A 15,513-nucleotide genomic window follows, 5' to 3' on the forward strand; every position below is an offset into this window, starting at 1 on the left:
TTTTTTTATGTATTATGCGATTGCTTTTAGAATGACTCCGATGGCGAAGATTACCGTAAAGAATCCAAATGATACAACAAAGCCCATGCCGGAATCAATAAGGTCGTTACGCTTACTCTGTACATCTTTTTCGAAATGGTTCATGTGACAACCCTCCTAATCCATCCTTAGTATACGTTAACATTTTTAAAAAATCCATACTGAAAATGCTTTCTTTTATGTGTTTTATCTAAAACTTACCAAAGATGAGATTCGTTGTCACCAATATTTTAAAAATGCATAGGATATCCTATTAAAGCTAGCCTCGAACGATTATATCGTTTTGGTGTTAGTGTTTATCATAAATGAAGGAACAGACATATGCGCTGTTCCTTCTTTTGCTTGCAAATGCCCTTAGTTCCTCATAGGATAAGAGATAGAGGTGAAAAAGGTGCTTACAGTAGAAACGTTAAAAAAGAAGATTAAGAACAAAGAGACATCTCCGATCTATCTGATTTGGGGCACGGAAACATATTTAGCGGAAGAAGCTATACAAACCATATCAAGCCTTTTGTCTCCTGATGAAAAGGACTTTAACTTAAGTGTACATAATTTGGATGAAATCTCGGTTCAAGAAATAATGGAAGACGCAGAAACAATGCCGTTCTTGGGAGAACGTCGCGTTGTCGTTGTAAAGAACGCAACATTTTTAACTGCTGCTAAAGAAAAATCAAAAATCGAACACGATTTCAAAGTTTTTGAACAATACATACAAAATCCTGCAGATTATACTACGTTAGTCATTGTAGTTCCTCATGAAAAGCTCGATGAAAGAAAGAAGATAGTAAAACAGGTAAAAGCGCAATCCGAAGTGATTCAGGTTTCAGGGCTTAGTAATGATACCGCTGAAAAATGGCTCCAAAAAGAAGCTGTGAATTTAGAGGTCTCCATCGATGGAGAAGCGATACAACTGCTTCTATCAAGGCTAGGTACACATATGGCGGTATTAGCGAAAGAAATGGAAAAGATGGCACTCTTTGTAGGTGTGAATGGAGTTATCACAAAGGAAACCGTGGATTCATTAGTGGCTAGAACTCTTGAAGATGACGTGTTTGCATTAGTTGATCATGTGGTGCATAAAAGAACAGAACAAGCTCTTAGAAGCTTTTATGATCTTATGAAACAAAATCAAGAGCCGATTCAAATCCACGCTTTGATTACGAGGCAATTTAGAATGATTAACGGTGTTAAAGAACTGCAGAAGAAAGGATATGGAGAAAAGCAAATTGCTTCTTCACTAAAATTACATCCTTACGCAGTAAAGTTGGCTGCAAAGCATGCCAATCGATTTCATGAAGTTTTTCTTCGTAACTGTCTGAATGAATTTGCAGAAACCGATTATAAATTAAAAACAGGCCAGATGGACAAAATACTCTTGCTGGAGTTGGAAATCGTAAAACTCTCACAAGGCTCATGAGTTTGTCTCAAAACCTCTTTTCGAACGTTGAAAAAGAGGTTTTTTTTTATGAATAAAAATACTTTGTAGGTGAAGGGTGAGGGTATAAAAAGCTGAATATTTGACTAGATATGACGACTCGCCGAATTAAGCTAAAAACTCGCTGGAATACCATAAAAACTCGCCGTATTAACGCCTGAATTTCTAGAATTGATACTGAAAAATCTAGAATTAATGCTTAGAATACCATGTGAAGTTTAAGTGGCACATGAATGAACTCCATAGTGTAACAGTTTCGATGTACAAACATACTAAAAGCCAGCTCATCTGCTTAAGATGAGCTGGCTTTTATAAAAAGTTCTGCAAAATAAAAAAACGACCTATTGGTGTAAGGCCGTTTTTCGGGTTTCATCCTTCAATTTATGCGTTAACACCGTTTAAAGCCTTAGCAAGACGAGACTTTTGGCGAGAAGCTGCATTTTTGTGGATAAGTCCTTTGTTTGCTGCTTTGTCAATCTTCTTAGAAGCAGTAACAAAAGCTGCTTGAGCACCTTCTGCATTGTTTGAAGCTGCAAGTGCTTCAAAGTTTTTGATAGCAGTACGCATGCCAGACTTTAGTGAAGCGTTGTGTGCACGACGCTTTTCGTTAGTTTTTACACGTTTAATCGCTGATTTAATATTAGCCAATCCATTCACCTCCCTAAATGAACCATGAGCAACAAAATTACTTTCCGTTGCAAAAAATAGGACACAAAGTATTCTATCAAAATCGCCCTCTAAATGCAATACAAGAATGAAAAGGAAGAGTTGCGGCAAAAATAATACAAAGGAAGGTGGTAGATTATGGGTAAGGATTTAGACTTGTCAGCCTATTCAGTGCGAACGGATTTGGCTATTGAAGCGCACGATATGCTTTTAAAAGAAGATGAAGTTGTTAATAAAAGCACGCTAGAGGGTGTCATTATACATGAAAAAGATAGAGATGGTATCAAGATCGTTAGAGTAGAGATCGACGAAAAGGGAGCAGAGACTACAGGGAAAAAGGCAGGCGTGTATGTCACTTTTGAAGTTCAAGGAATTCGTGAAAAAGATTCAAAACTTCAAGAACGCGTACAAGAAGTATTCGCGCATGATTTTAATTCATTCTTAAAAGAACAAGGCATCAAACAGGATGACACTTGTCTCGTTGTGGGGTTAGGGAATTGGAATGTAACGCCAGATTCTTTGGGACCTTTAGTTGTTGAAAATTTGACGATCACAAAGCACCTGTTCGAGTTAGCTCCCGAAAACGTTGAAGAGGGCTTTCGACCGGTCTGTGCGATTTCGCCTGGAGTAATGGGCATTACAGGTATAGAAACAAGTGATATCATCGATGGTATCGTAAAAAAGGCAAATCCGGACTTTGTCATTGCAATCGATGCGCTAGCTTCTCGTTCGATTGAAAGAGTGAATGCTACGATTCAGGTTTCAAATACAGGTATCCATCCGGGATCGGGTGTTGGAAACAAGCGTAAAGAGCTTAGCAAAGAAACGTTAGGTATACCGGTTATCTCTATAGGCATTCCCACAGTTGTTGATGCGGCAACGATCACAAGTGATACGATCGATTTTATCCTCAAGCACTTTGGGCGTGAGATGAATGAGAAGGATAAACCTTCTAAATCCCTCTTGCCAGCGGGTATGACGTTTGGGGAAAAGAAAGTACTTACTGACGATGATTTGCCAGAGGAAGATCATCGTAAATCGTTCTTAGGAATTGTTGGTGTCTTAGAAGAAGATGAAAAGCTTCGATTGATTCGTGAAGTGCTCGCGCCGATCGGACATAACTTGATGGTCACACCTAAAGAAGTTGATGTGTTTATTGAGGACATGGCTAATGTTTTGGCGAATGGTTTAAATACAGCTCTTCATGGTGGAATCGATCAAGGAAATACTTCTTCTTATACACATTAAGTTTTAGGCATGTTTGGACAAGCTTGTGCATAAATTGAAATCGTATATCCCCACATGGAGGAATGATCATGACAAAATTTATGTTAAAGTGTTTCGGACTGGTAACTATTCTTTTATTTGGGGTTTTATTTGGTATTCAAAAAGCACACTTTGAAATGGATGAGCTAAAAGGCTCTTCACAAGAAAGTGTTGAATCAAGTTCAAATCCTTCAATCAAACAAGTAGAAACGAAACAAAACCCTGCTTCAGCAACAAGTCATGATATAAAAGCGAAACAAGAAACGTTAAGTAAAATAGATTCGTTCAATGTGTTTTCAGCACTTGGACAAAGACTTACATCGTGGATTTCATCAGCTTTTGGTGTCATGATCTCTATATTTGGTGTTATCATTAGTGAGATGCTAGCTGTATTTTCACCCTAGAACCATAAAGGATTCTATCCTTTATCGGTTCTTTTTGTTTAAATGACTTTCACCATTCACCATAGAATTTAAAAATGATCAAAATGAACAGAATAAAATTTTGTAAAAAGTTACTATGAACGTAAAACGCGCCTTCACCCTATTTTTTTAGGTTGTGATTGAAACAGATACTTTGTATTGCTATAATCAAAGCTAGTGACTTTTCCTAAAATTGTAGGAGTGAACGTATAATGAATAGAGAAGAAAAATTAAAAAGACAAGCTAAGATCAGGAATTTCTCCATAATTGCACATATTGACCATGGGAAATCCACTTTAGCGGACAGAATTTTGGAAGAAACGAGTGCACTAACACAGCGTGAGATGAAAGAGCAGCTGTTAGACTCGATGGATCTTGAACGTGAACGTGGAATAACGATTAAATTGAATGCCGTTCAGCTTCAATATAAAGCTAAAGATGGCGAGATTTATACGTTCCACTTAATTGATACCCCAGGACATGTAGATTTTACATACGAAGTGTCTAGAAGCTTAGCAGCCTGCGAAGGAGCATTGCTTATCGTGGATGCTGCTCAAGGGATTGAAGCACAGACGCTCGCAAACGTGTATCTCGCACTTGAGAACGATCTAGAGATATTACCGGTTATCAACAAGATCGATCTGCCAAGTGCAGAGCCTGAACGTGTGCGTCAGGAGATTGAGGATGTTATCGGACTGGATGCGTCAGAGGCAGTACTTGCTTCAGCTAAAGCGGGTATCGGTATTCAAGATATTCTTGAACAGATCGTAGCAAAAGTACCGGCGCCACCTGGTGATCCGGAAGGGCCGTTAAAAGCACTTATCTTTGACTCTCTTTATGATCCATATAGAGGTGTTGTTACGTATATTCGAGTAGCTGAAGGTACAGTGAAAGTCGGCGATAAGATTAAGATGATGGCGACAGGTAAAGAGTTTGAAGTACTTGAGCTTGGGGTGTTTACACCAAAAGCGGTTCAAAAAGACTTTTTAACGGTTGGTGATGTAGGATTCTTAACCGCTTCGATCAAAAATGTTGGAGATACACAAGTCGGGGATACGATAACGAGTGCAGTAAAAGGCGCCTCTGAACCTCTGCCTGGTTATAGAAAGATGAACCCGATGGTTTACTGCGGATTATATCCAGTAGACACAGCGAAATATAACGATCTTCGTGAAGCGTTAGAACGTTTAGTGTTAAATGATTCTGCTCTTCAATATGAGCCAGAAACATCTCAAGCACTTGGTTTTGGTTTCCGTTGCGGATTCTTAGGACTGCTTCACATGGAGATCATCCAAGAGCGTATCGAGCGTGAGTTCAACATCGACTTGATCGCGACAGCTCCGAGTGTTATCTACAATGTTACGATGACGGATGGAGAGAAGATCATTGTTGATAACCCGGCGAACATGCCAGAAGCACAGAAGATTTCTGTAGTTGAAGAACCTTATGTTAAAGCATCTATCATGACGCCGAACGATTATGTTGGTACGATTATGGAGATCTGTCAAAAGAAACGCGGTATCTTCATGACGATGGATTATTTAGAAAACAACCGTGTAAATGTTTTATATGAGATTCCTCTTTCAGAGATCGTGTATGATTTCTTTGATCAGTTGAAATCGAGTACGAAGGGATATGCATCTCTTGACTATGAATTGATTGGGTATAAACCATCTAAGCTGGTTAAAATGGAAATATTACTGAACAACGAGAAGATCGATGCACTGTCTGTAATCGTTCATAAAGATTTTGCATATGAGCGTGGAAAGGTAGTCGTTGAAAAGCTGAAAGAGCTTATTCCGCGTCAGCAGTTCGAAGTGCCGATCCAAGCGGCAATCGGACAGAAGATTGTGGCTCGTTCAAACATTAAAGCATTACGTAAGAATGTTTTGGCTAAATGTTACGGTGGAGATATCTCTCGTAAGCGTAAGCTTTTAGATAAGCAAAAAGAAGGTAAGAAGCGTATGAAGACCATCGGTCGAGTAGACGTTCCGCAAGAAGCGTTCATGGCGGTTCTTCGTATGGATGATACAAATAATAACAACAAATAAAAAGCAACTTAAGACCGCGAAGGCAATTCTAGCGGTCTTTCCTAATTTATGAGACAAAAAGGCGGTGAACATCTTGCTAAAAGCGGCGTATCTGCATATTCCATTCTGTGTACAAATTTGTCATTATTGCGATTTTAACAAGATATTTATTCATCAGCAGCCAGTGGATGAATATCTACAATCTATGAAAAAAGAGATGATTCATACAACGACGAGGTTCAAGGATTATGAGATGGAAACCATCTTTGTAGGTGGTGGAACACCAACTTCTTTGAGCGAACAGCAGCTGCAGACGTTCTTGAGTGATGTGAATGAAGTGCTAGGTAACAGATCCCTAAAAGAATTCACTGTTGAAGCGAACCCAGAGCAGACAACAAAAGAAAAAATTGCAGTGTTAAAAGAGAATGGAGTTAACAGGCTAAGTGTTGGCGTTCAAGCTTTCCAGTCTTCTTTGTTAAAAAAATTAGGCAGAACACATAACAAAGAAGATATCTATTCTACGGTTAGAGAGGCAAAAAAAGCAGGTATTGATAACATGTCGATCGACCTCATGTTTGGATTACCAGGCCAAACGATGGATATGTTTAAGGAATCGGTAGATGAAGCATTAGCATTAGATGTTCCTCACATTTCTTCTTATTCGCTGCAAATCGAAAAGAAAACCGTTTTTTATAACTTGGCTCAAAAAGGAAAGTTGACTCTTCCGGAGCAAGAGCTTGAAGCTGCCATGTATGAATATTTAATTGAGGCACTTGATAAAAAAGGTTTCAAACAATATGAGATCAGCAATTTTGCAATTCCAGGGTTTGAGAGCAAGCATAATCTCCAATACTGGAACAATAACGAATATTTTGGTATAGGTGCTGGGGCTCACAGTTATGTTGAAGGAACAAGAAGAAGAAATGCGGGTCCACTAAAACAATATATGAACTTGGTCGCGGAACATGGTTTTCCGTATATCGAAGAACATCAGGTTCCACTATCTGAAAAGATGGAAGAAGAAATGTTCATGGGCCTTCGGAAACAGGAAGGTGTTTCTGATACGACGTTTATGAGTCGATATGGCAGATCCATGTTTGATATTTATAAAGAACCTATTCAAAGACTCATTCAAAAAGGCTGGCTAGAACAGCGAGAAGACACTCTCGTTTTAACCAAGGATGGAAGACCATTAGGCAACGAAGTCTTCCAAGAATTTATTGGTGTAGTTTTAGATTGACAACGGAGAGTACCTTTTGGTAACTTATATTATAGATTTAGCACTCGCTCTTTAAGAGTGCTAACAAGTGGGGTGATGGTATGTTAACGGAACGACAACTCTTTATTCTTCGTGTTTTAATAGATGACTATATTAAGCATGTTGAGCCTGTGGGTTCCCGTACGATCTCTAAACGAGAGGACATTACCTACAGTCCCGCAACGATTCGAAACGAACTTGCGGACTTGGAGGATCTTGGCTTTCTAGAGAAAACCCATACATCATCTGGTAGAATACCATCTGAAAAAGGATATCGATTTTACGTGGACCACCTGCTTCCTTCTCTTTCTATGAAAGAGAGTGAGATAGGTCATTCAGAATTTTTATTTACAGAAAAGGTCCAGGAGGCAGAGGCATTATTTGATCAATCAGCTAAGATTCTATCAGATCTGACAAATTATACATCTGTAGTGTTAGGACCTAACGCATTAGACATGAAGTTAAAGCACATGCAGATTATTCCGATCTCTTCCCAAGTCGCAGTGGCAATCTTTGTGACGAACACGGGACATGTTGAGAACAGACAGATTGTGCTGCCTGATACGATCGAACCTTCAGAACTAGAAAAGCTTGTCAATATTCTAAACGAAAGGCTTGCAGGTGTTCGATTGATAGAATTGAACACACGGATACAAAAAGAACTTTCGGCGGTGTTTAAAAAACACCTTAAAGATTATCAAAACATGGGCGTATTCTTAGATCAGCTTCTTTTATGGAGCAAGAAGGAAAAGCTTTTTTATGGCGGGAAAACAAATATGCTTTCTCAGCCTGAATTTCGAGATTTAGATAAAGTTAGACCGCTTCTAGATTTTTTAGAAACGCGTGACTTAATGGAGAAGCTCGTGTCATCTACAGAAAAAGGGCTTACCATAAGGATCGGAACAGAAAATGAGCATGAAGCGATGAAGAATTGTAGTGTTATCAATGCCTCTTACACGATGCATGGTAAACATATAGGTACGATCTCATTAATCGGTCCAACCCGAATGGAATATCAAAAGGTCATCTCATTACTAGATTCATTATCAAAGGAAATGACCAACATATTAAACGATTTTTCAAATTAGTGGATTACTTTAGGGAGGTGAAAGCATGAACAAAGAGGACATCACTCAAGATCAAACACAAACTGATGTGAATGAAGAAGTAACAGAAACAGAAGAAGTTGTTGTTGAAGAAGTGGAATCTACTACGGAAGAACCTCTAACTGAAGAACAACAACGTATTTCAGAGCTAGAAGCAAAGCTTGAGGAAGCCAGCCAAAAAAATCTTCGCCTTCAAGCGGATTATGATAATTTCCGCCGCAGAACAAGAGAAGAACAGGCAGCGAGCCTTAAATATAAATCTCAAAGTCTTCTTGAACAGTTATTACCTGCACTCGATAACTTTGAGCGTGCTTTGAAGACTGAAGCTACAAACGATCAGACCAAAACCCTTATTCAAGGAATGGAAATGGTTTATCGTCAACTAGCGGATGCACTTAAACAAGAAGGTCTGACAGAAATTCCGTCAGTCGGTCAAACGTTTGACCCCAACCTGCATCAAGCAGTTATGCAAGTGGAAGATTCTGAAACAGAATCCAATACAGTTATTGAGGAACTGCAAAAAGGTTATATGTTAAAAGATCGAGTTATTCGACCTGCGATGGTAAAAGTAAACGCGTAGATAAGACTACATATGAATGATGGAGGGAAAAAACATGAGTAAAATCATCGGTATTGACTTAGGTACAACAAACTCTTGTATAGCTGTTATGGAAGGTGGAGAAGCGGTAGTTATTCCAAACCCGGAAGGTAACCGTACAACACCATCTGTTGTAGCTTTCAAAGATGGAGATCGTTCAGTTGGAGAAGTAGCAAAACGACAAGCTGTAACGAACCCGAACACAATCATGTCGATCAAACGTTACATGGGAACTGATCATAAAGAAACAGTTGAAGGCAAAGATTATACGCCACAAGAGATCTCTGCGATCATCCTGCAAAAATTAAAATCTCATGCCGAAGATTATCTTGGAGAAAAAGTTGAAAAAGCGGTAATTACAGTTCCTGCATATTTCAATGATGCACAGCGTCAAGCTACTAAAGATGCTGGGCAGATTGCTGGACTTCAAGTTGAGCGTATTGTAAACGAGCCAACAGCAGCTGCATTAGCATATGGACTTGAAAAAGATGAAGACCAAACAATCTTAGTATTTGACCTTGGTGGTGGTACGTTTGACGTTTCCATCCTTGAACTAGGAGATGGTTTCTTCGAAGTTAAAGCAACATCTGGTGATAACAAGCTTGGTGGAGATGACTTTGACCAAGTGATCATCGACTATCTAGTAAGCGAATTTAAGAAAGAGAACGGTATTGATCTTTCTCAAGATAAAATGGCACTACAACGCTTAAAAGATGCTGCAGAGAAAGCGAAGAAAGACCTTTCTGGTGTAACATCTACACAAATCTCACTACCGTTCATCACAGCTGATGCTTCTGGACCTAAGCACTTAGAATTAAACTTATCACGTGCAAAATTCGAAGATCTATCTTCAGATTTAGTTGAACGTACGATGGGACCTACTCGTCAAGCGCTAAATGATGCTGGGATGTCACCATCTGACCTTGATAAAGTTATTCTTGTTGGTGGATCAACTCGTATTCCAGCTGTACAAGAAGCAATTAAGAAGTTTACAGGTAAAGATCCGCATAAAGGCGTAAACCCTGACGAAGTTGTTGCACTTGGTGCTGCAATTCAAGGTGGAGTACTTGCAGGAGATGTGAAAGATGTTGTTCTTCTTGACGTAACACCACTTTCATTAGGTATTGAAACGATGGGCGGCGTGTTTACAAGATTAATCGATCGTAACACGACGATTCCAACTTCAAAATCTCAAACGTTCTCAACGGCTGCTGATAACCAGACGTCAGTAGATATCCATGTTCTTCAAGGAGAGCGTGAAATGGCAGCACACAATAAGACGCTTGGAAGATTCCAGTTATCTGAGATTCCACCAGCACCACGCGGAGTGCCTCAAATCGAAGTAAGCTTTGACATCGATGCGAACGGTATTGTAAACGTACGTGCTAAAGATCTAGGTACGAACAAAGAACAATCCATTACGATTAAGTCTTCTACAGGACTTTCTGATGAAGAAATCGATCGCATGGTAAAAGATGCTGAAGAAAATGCAGAGTCGGATAAGAAGAAACGTGAAGAGATCGACACTAGAAATGAAGCAGATCAACTTGTTTTCACAGTTGATAAAACGTTGAAAGACCTTGAAGGCAAAGTAGACGAAGCTGAAGTGAAGAAAGCTGAAGAAGCAAAAGAGAGCTTGAAAAAAGCTCTTGAAGGTGACGATATCGAAGCGATTAAGAAAGAAAAAGAAGCATTGAGCGAAATCGTTCAACAACTTTCTGTAAAACTTTATGAGCAAGCAGCTCAACAAGCTCAAGCTCAGGGCGATGCAGAAGGACAATCAACGAAGAACGATGACAACATCGTAGACGCTGATTACGAAGAAGTAAACGACGATAAAAAGTAACACTTAGCAGATAAAAGTCAAAGTCAGGTCATCTTGACTTTGACTTTTTTTCTGAGTTGACATTTTTAGTTAATTTGACTTAAGACGTAACAAAACCTTTGCAGTTTTCGTCTTGAGTCAGGTGGTATTCAATGGTAAGATAACTTTTATGTGAGAATTCGGGAGTGTCCTATATGAGTAAACGAGATTATTACGAAGTACTTGGATTAGATAAAAATGCCTCAAACGATGAGGTGAAAAAAGCATACCGTAAACTTGCCAGAAAGTATCACCCAGATGTAAATAAAGAGGCAGATGCGGAAAATAAATTTAAAGAAGTAAAAGATGCTTATGAAACACTGAGTGATCCTCAAAAGAAAGCTCATTATGACCAATTTGGCCATACCGATCCAAACCAAGGATTCGGTGGGGGCGGAGCTGGTTTTGATGGCTTTGGCGATATTTTTGATATGTTCTTTGGTGGAGGAGGAGGACGAAGAAATCCAAACGGTCCTCGTCAAGGAAACGATCTTCAGTATGGTCTTAGACTATCTTTTGAAGATGCTGTATTTGGTAAAGATACTGAAATACAGATTCCTACAGAAGAATCTTGTGAAACGTGTCATGGATCGGGTGCAAAGCCAGGAACAAAGCCTGAGACGTGTTCACATTGTAACGGAAGCGGTCAGTTGAATGTTGAACAGAACACACCGTTTGGCCGTATTGTCAATCGCCGAGTATGTAACCACTGTAGTGGAACAGGAAAAATCATAAAAGACAAATGTAAGACGTGTCATGGTAATGGGAAAGTGCGCAAAAACAAGAAGATTTCTGTTAAAGTGCCAGCTGGTGTCGATAACGGCCAGCAGATCCGTATGTCTGGACACGGGGAAGCAGGAGTGAACGGCGGTCCTGCGGGTGATCTTTATGTGGTCTTCCAAGTAGCAGATCATGAGTTCTTTGAACGTGATGGAGACGATATCCTTTGTGAGATGCCGTTAACGTTCTCTCAAGCAGCATTAGGTGATGAGATTGAAGTTCCGACACTCTATGGAAAAGTTAAGTTGAAGATTCCAGCAGGTACACAGACAGGAACTCATTTCCGCTTAAGAGGAAAAGGTGTTAAAAACGTTCACGGAAGAGGTCAAGGTGACCAACACATTCAAATTAAAGTCATCACACCAAAAAATCTAACAGAAAAACAAAAACAGCTTCTGCGCGACTTCTCAGAAATCAGCGGAAGCATGCCAGATGAACAACAAGATGGATTTTTCGACAAAGTAAAACGCGCATTTAAAGGCGAGTAAAATTCACCTGCAATAAAATCAAATTTGCACCAACATGCATTAGATAAACTTTCTAGAACTCTTTCTAAAAGCTTTTTGTTTTGTATGTAATAACATCTTTGGCGGTTGATTGAAACGTAAGGTGCGAGACTCCTGCGGGACAGGCGGGCAGTCGGAAGAGTGGAAGTGGCTCGTTCAGCCCCGACAAGCAAAAGGTGAATGAGCAAGGAAGGCGTACTTTGCCTTCTGGATCATTTAACTTTTGACCTCGAGGGGCTAGCCACTGCAACTAGACAGGTGAGACCCTTAACGGCGCAAAGCGGCAAGGGGCTCACCGCCTGCCCCGCGGAAAGGGAGCCACATGGAGTGGAGATCAAACACTTACAAAAGCTTCAAAGTAATAACCAATAAAATGTTCTAAAAGCCAAACTAATAAACGGAGTTGATATGATGAAATGGTCAGAGATTAGCATCCACACTACTCAGGAAGCTGTTGAACCAGTATCGAATATTTTACATGAGGCAGGAGCTAGCGGAGTTGTGATTGAGGATGTAGATGACCTCTCAAAAGAGCGTCAATCCGTATTTGGCGAAATCTATCAGCTGAACCCTTCAGATTATCCCTCTGAAGGTGTAATATTAAAAGCTTACTTACCTGTTAACAGTTTTTTAGGTGAAACGGTAGAAGAAATCAAACAATCGATCACAAATCTTGTGAAATTTGATATTGATATCGGGGCAAACACGATTTCCATTTCAGAAGTGAATGAGGAAGAATGGGCGACCGCTTGGAAAAAATATTATAAGCCAGTAAAGATCTCAAAGCGGATCACGATCACTCCTACATGGGAAGATTATAAACCTGTACATTCTGATGAACTTATTATTGAACTTGATCCAGGTATGGCGTTTGGAACAGGAACACATCCAACAACTGTTATGAGCTTACAAGCTATTGAAAAATATATTGCTGAAGGTGATTCAGTGATTGATGTTGGAACGGGATCTGGTGTATTAAGCATTGCATCAGCTATGTTAGGTGCTAACAAAGTTGAGGCGTATGACCTGGATGAAGTTGCAGTAAATTCTGCCCGTTTGAATGTGAAATTGAACAAAGTAAACCAAAAAGTGCAGGTTGATCAGAATGATCTCTTAAAAGGGATTGAAGGCCCAGTTGACCTTGTAGTAGGGAACCTTTTAGCAGAAATCATACTCTTGTTTGTTGAAGATACAGCTAAAGTGTTAAAGCCAGGGGGTTATTTTATAACGTCCGGAATTATTCAAGGGAAAAAACGCGATGTCAAAGCGAAATTGGAAGAGCACGGATTCAAGATTGTAGAAGTACTAGAGATGGAAGATTGGGTTGCGATCGTTGCTCAAAATAAGGAATAGGATAGGAAGTGCATTTCATGCAAAGGTACTTTGTTTCATCAGAAAACTGGAAAGATGACGTCGTTACGATTACAGGGGACGATGCCAAGCACATCTTAAAGGTGATGAGAATGCAAGTAGGAGACCATTTCATCTGCTGTGATAACAAAGGCCGTACATCTTTGTGTGAAATCATAGAGGTCGACGGTACCGAAGTAGAGACGAAAATCGTCAATGATATTGAGAAAAGTGCTGAGCTTCCTGTCTCTGTTACCATTGCTCAAGGACTGCCAAAAGGGGATAAGTTAGAATACATCATCCAAAAAGGTACCGAACTTGGTGCTTTATCCTTTTTTCCATTTTCTGCAGACCGATCTGTTGTAAAGTGGGATGACAAAAAAGCGGTTAAGAAAAAAGAAAGACTCGAAAAAATCGCAAAAGAAGCAGCAGAACAGTCACATAGAAACCGGGTTCCAGTCATTTTGAATCCTGGTTCTTTTTCTGATTTGCTAAAAATGGCAGAACAGTATAAGATAAAAATCGTTGCATTTGAAGAAGAAGCAAAACAGAACGAAATTTCTAGATTTGCTTCTGCTTTAAGCTCAGCTGATTTAGGAGACTCAATCCTTTGTGTGATCGGTCCAGAAGGTGGCATAAGTGATAAAGAAGCAACCTTGTTAAGTGATCATGGATTTGTATTGTGCGGGCTGGGTCCGAGGATATTAAGAACGGAAACAGCGCCGTTGTATCTATTATCAGCTATATCATATCATTTTGAATTAAAGGGGTGATCAATATGCCATCCGTTGCATTTCATACATTAGGTTGTAAAGTAAACCACTATGAGACAGAAGCGATCTGGCAGCTTTTTCAAGCTGAAGGATACGAACGTACAGATTTTGATAGTACAGCAGACGTCTATGTGATTAATACATGTACCGTAACGAATACGGGAGATAAAAAAAGCAGACAAGTTATACGGAGAGCCATTCGAAAGAACCCGGACGCTGTTATTTGCGTTACAGGTTGTTACGCTCAAACGTCGCCTGCTGAGATTATGGCGATTCCAGGGGTTGACGTTGTTGTCGGCACGCAAGACCGTTCTAAAATGCTCACTTACATTCAACAATATAAAGAAGAACGTATGCCTATTAATGGAGTTTCAAACATCATGAAGGCACGTGTATATGAGGAACTAGATGTTCCTGCATTTACTGATCGAACAAGAGCATCGCTTAAGATACAGGAAGGCTGCAATAATTTTTGTACGTTCTGCATTATTCCTTGGGCAAGAGGCCTCCTTCGTTCTCGTAAACCTGAAGATGTACTTTCTCAAGCACAGCAGCTTGTAGATTCTGGTTACAAAGAGATCGTTCTAACAGGCATTCATACAGCTGGATACGGAGAAGATATGAAGGATTATTCTTTTGCGAAGCTGTTAGATGACCTTGATAAGAACATCTCTGGATTAAAACGTATCCGTATTTCATCGATTGAGGCTAGCCAGATCTCAGATGAAGTGATTGAAGTTATGGGTAGATCAGACAAAGTAGTTCCTCATCTGCATATACCACTTCAATCCGGTTCAAACACTGTGCTCCAACGAATGAGAAGAAAATATTCAATGGAAATGTTCGGTGAAAGATTAGACCGTCTTAAAGAAGCACTTCCAGGACTTGCGATTACATCAGATGTAATTGTTGGTTTTCCAGGTGAGACTGAGGAAGAGTTCATGGAGACGTATCGATTCATTGAGAAACATAAATTTATGGAACTTCATGTATTCCCTTATTCTAAGCGTACTGGTACACCAGCTGCTAAGATGGAGGATCAGGTCCCAGAGGATATTAAGAACGAACGTGTTCACAAGCTGATCGCTCTTTCAGATCAATTAGCTAAAGAATATGCATCCAACTATGAAGATACAGTTGTTGAAGTAATTCCTGAAGAGGCTTTTAAAGAAGACACTACGAACAAACTATACGTAGGATACACACCAAACTATCTTAAAGTTTTATTTGAAGGAAACGAAGAGATGATTGGGAAATTAGTAAAAGTGAAAATTACTGAAGCTGGGTATCCTTATAATAAAGGTGTCTTTGTAAAACAAGAAATGGAAGAAATCCTAAAGCAAGCTGTATCAAGCTAACATCCTGGCGTTCATACCAGGATGTTTTTTTTAAAAACATACTAGGGGTTTCGGGTGTTTAT

At 39.6% G+C, this 15,513-nt stretch carries 14 protein-coding genes; 12 read left to right on the forward strand and 2 right to left on the reverse strand.

Translation table 11 applies throughout. From position 1 onward, the window contains the following. Nucleotides 1–12: 12 nt before the first annotated feature. Nucleotides 13–144, reverse strand: a complete 132-nt coding sequence (locus tag IHV11_RS04415; RefSeq protein WP_082820577.1) for a YqzM family protein — start codon at nucleotides 142–144, stop codon at nucleotides 13–15. A 286-nt stretch (nucleotides 145–430) separates the two neighbouring features. Here IHV11_RS04415 and holA point away from each other — a divergent pair, with 286 nt between their 5' ends. After that, on the forward strand, nucleotides 431–1,456 hold the full coding sequence (holA, locus tag IHV11_RS04420) for a DNA polymerase III subunit delta (protein WP_197193812.1): 1,026 nt from the start codon (nucleotides 431–433) through the stop codon (nucleotides 1,454–1,456). 399 nt (nucleotides 1,457–1,855) lie between these two features. On the opposite strand, the gene rpsT is transcribed toward holA, so the two are convergent. Continuing rightward, nucleotides 1,856–2,122 carry a 30S ribosomal protein S20 gene (rpsT, locus tag IHV11_RS04425; RefSeq protein WP_066291124.1) on the reverse strand — a complete coding sequence of 89 codons (267 nt, stop codon included), beginning with the start codon at nucleotides 2,120–2,122 and terminating at the stop codon, nucleotides 1,856–1,858. Nucleotides 2,123–2,278: 156 nt separating this feature from the next. Here rpsT and gpr point away from each other — a divergent pair, with 156 nt between their 5' ends. The 11 genes from gpr (at nucleotide 2,279) to mtaB (ending at nucleotide 15,451) form a co-directional block, all read left to right on the forward strand. Then, the gene (gene gpr, locus IHV11_RS04430; protein ID WP_197193813.1) at nucleotides 2,279–3,388 is read left to right on the forward strand and encodes a GPR endopeptidase; all 1,110 of its coding nucleotides are present in this window, start codon (nucleotides 2,279–2,281) and stop codon (nucleotides 3,386–3,388) included. A gap of 68 nt (nucleotides 3,389–3,456) precedes the next feature. Continuing rightward, on the forward strand, nucleotides 3,457–3,810 hold the full coding sequence (locus IHV11_RS04435; protein ID WP_197193814.1) for a DUF3679 domain-containing protein: 354 nt from the start codon (nucleotides 3,457–3,459) through the stop codon (nucleotides 3,808–3,810). A 230-nt stretch (nucleotides 3,811–4,040) separates the two neighbouring features. Beyond that, entirely contained in the window at nucleotides 4,041–5,879 is a 1,839-nt protein-coding gene (lepA, locus tag IHV11_RS04440) for a translation elongation factor 4 (RefSeq protein WP_066396318.1), read from the forward strand. Between the two features lie 73 nt (nucleotides 5,880–5,952). Then, on the forward strand, nucleotides 5,953–7,098 hold the full coding sequence (gene hemW / locus IHV11_RS04445; protein WP_197133247.1) for a radical SAM family heme chaperone HemW: 1,146 nt from the start codon (nucleotides 5,953–5,955) through the stop codon (nucleotides 7,096–7,098). 80 nt (nucleotides 7,099–7,178) lie between these two features. Next, entirely contained in the window at nucleotides 7,179–8,204 is a 1,026-nt protein-coding gene (gene hrcA / locus IHV11_RS04450; RefSeq protein ID WP_197133243.1) for a heat-inducible transcriptional repressor HrcA, read from the forward strand. Between the two features lie 25 nt (nucleotides 8,205–8,229). After that, complete coding sequence (grpE, locus tag IHV11_RS04455) at nucleotides 8,230–8,802, forward strand: nucleotide exchange factor GrpE (RefSeq protein ID WP_197191443.1); 573 nt, start codon at nucleotides 8,230–8,232, stop codon at nucleotides 8,800–8,802. Nucleotides 8,803–8,836: 34 nt separating this feature from the next. Continuing rightward, on the forward strand, nucleotides 8,837–10,666 hold the full coding sequence (gene dnaK, locus IHV11_RS04460; RefSeq protein WP_197191444.1) for a molecular chaperone DnaK: 1,830 nt from the start codon (nucleotides 8,837–8,839) through the stop codon (nucleotides 10,664–10,666). Between the two features lie 173 nt (nucleotides 10,667–10,839). Beyond that, nucleotides 10,840–11,952, forward strand: a complete 1,113-nt coding sequence (dnaJ, locus tag IHV11_RS04465) for a molecular chaperone DnaJ (RefSeq protein WP_197133223.1) — start codon at nucleotides 10,840–10,842, stop codon at nucleotides 11,950–11,952. A 429-nt stretch (nucleotides 11,953–12,381) separates the two neighbouring features. Further along, nucleotides 12,382–13,323 (forward strand): 50S ribosomal protein L11 methyltransferase, encoded by a 942-nt coding sequence (prmA, locus tag IHV11_RS04470; RefSeq protein ID WP_197133429.1) that lies wholly within the window; start codon nucleotides 12,382–12,384, stop codon nucleotides 13,321–13,323. 17 nt (nucleotides 13,324–13,340) lie between these two features. After that, nucleotides 13,341–14,093 carry a 16S rRNA (uracil(1498)-N(3))-methyltransferase gene (locus IHV11_RS04475; protein ID WP_197193815.1) on the forward strand — a complete coding sequence of 251 codons (753 nt, stop codon included), beginning with the start codon at nucleotides 13,341–13,343 and terminating at the stop codon, nucleotides 14,091–14,093. Between the two features lie 5 nt (nucleotides 14,094–14,098). Further along, the gene (gene mtaB, locus IHV11_RS04480; RefSeq protein ID WP_197133219.1) at nucleotides 14,099–15,451 is read left to right on the forward strand and encodes a tRNA (N(6)-L-threonylcarbamoyladenosine(37)-C(2))-methylthiotransferase MtaB; all 1,353 of its coding nucleotides are present in this window, start codon (nucleotides 14,099–14,101) and stop codon (nucleotides 15,449–15,451) included. Nucleotides 15,452–15,513 lie beyond the last annotated feature (62 nt).

The sequence above is a fragment of the Fictibacillus sp. 26RED30 genome, from assembly GCF_015903845.1.
GTDB lineage: Bacteria > Bacillota > Bacilli > Bacillales > Fictibacillaceae > Fictibacillus > Fictibacillus phosphorivorans.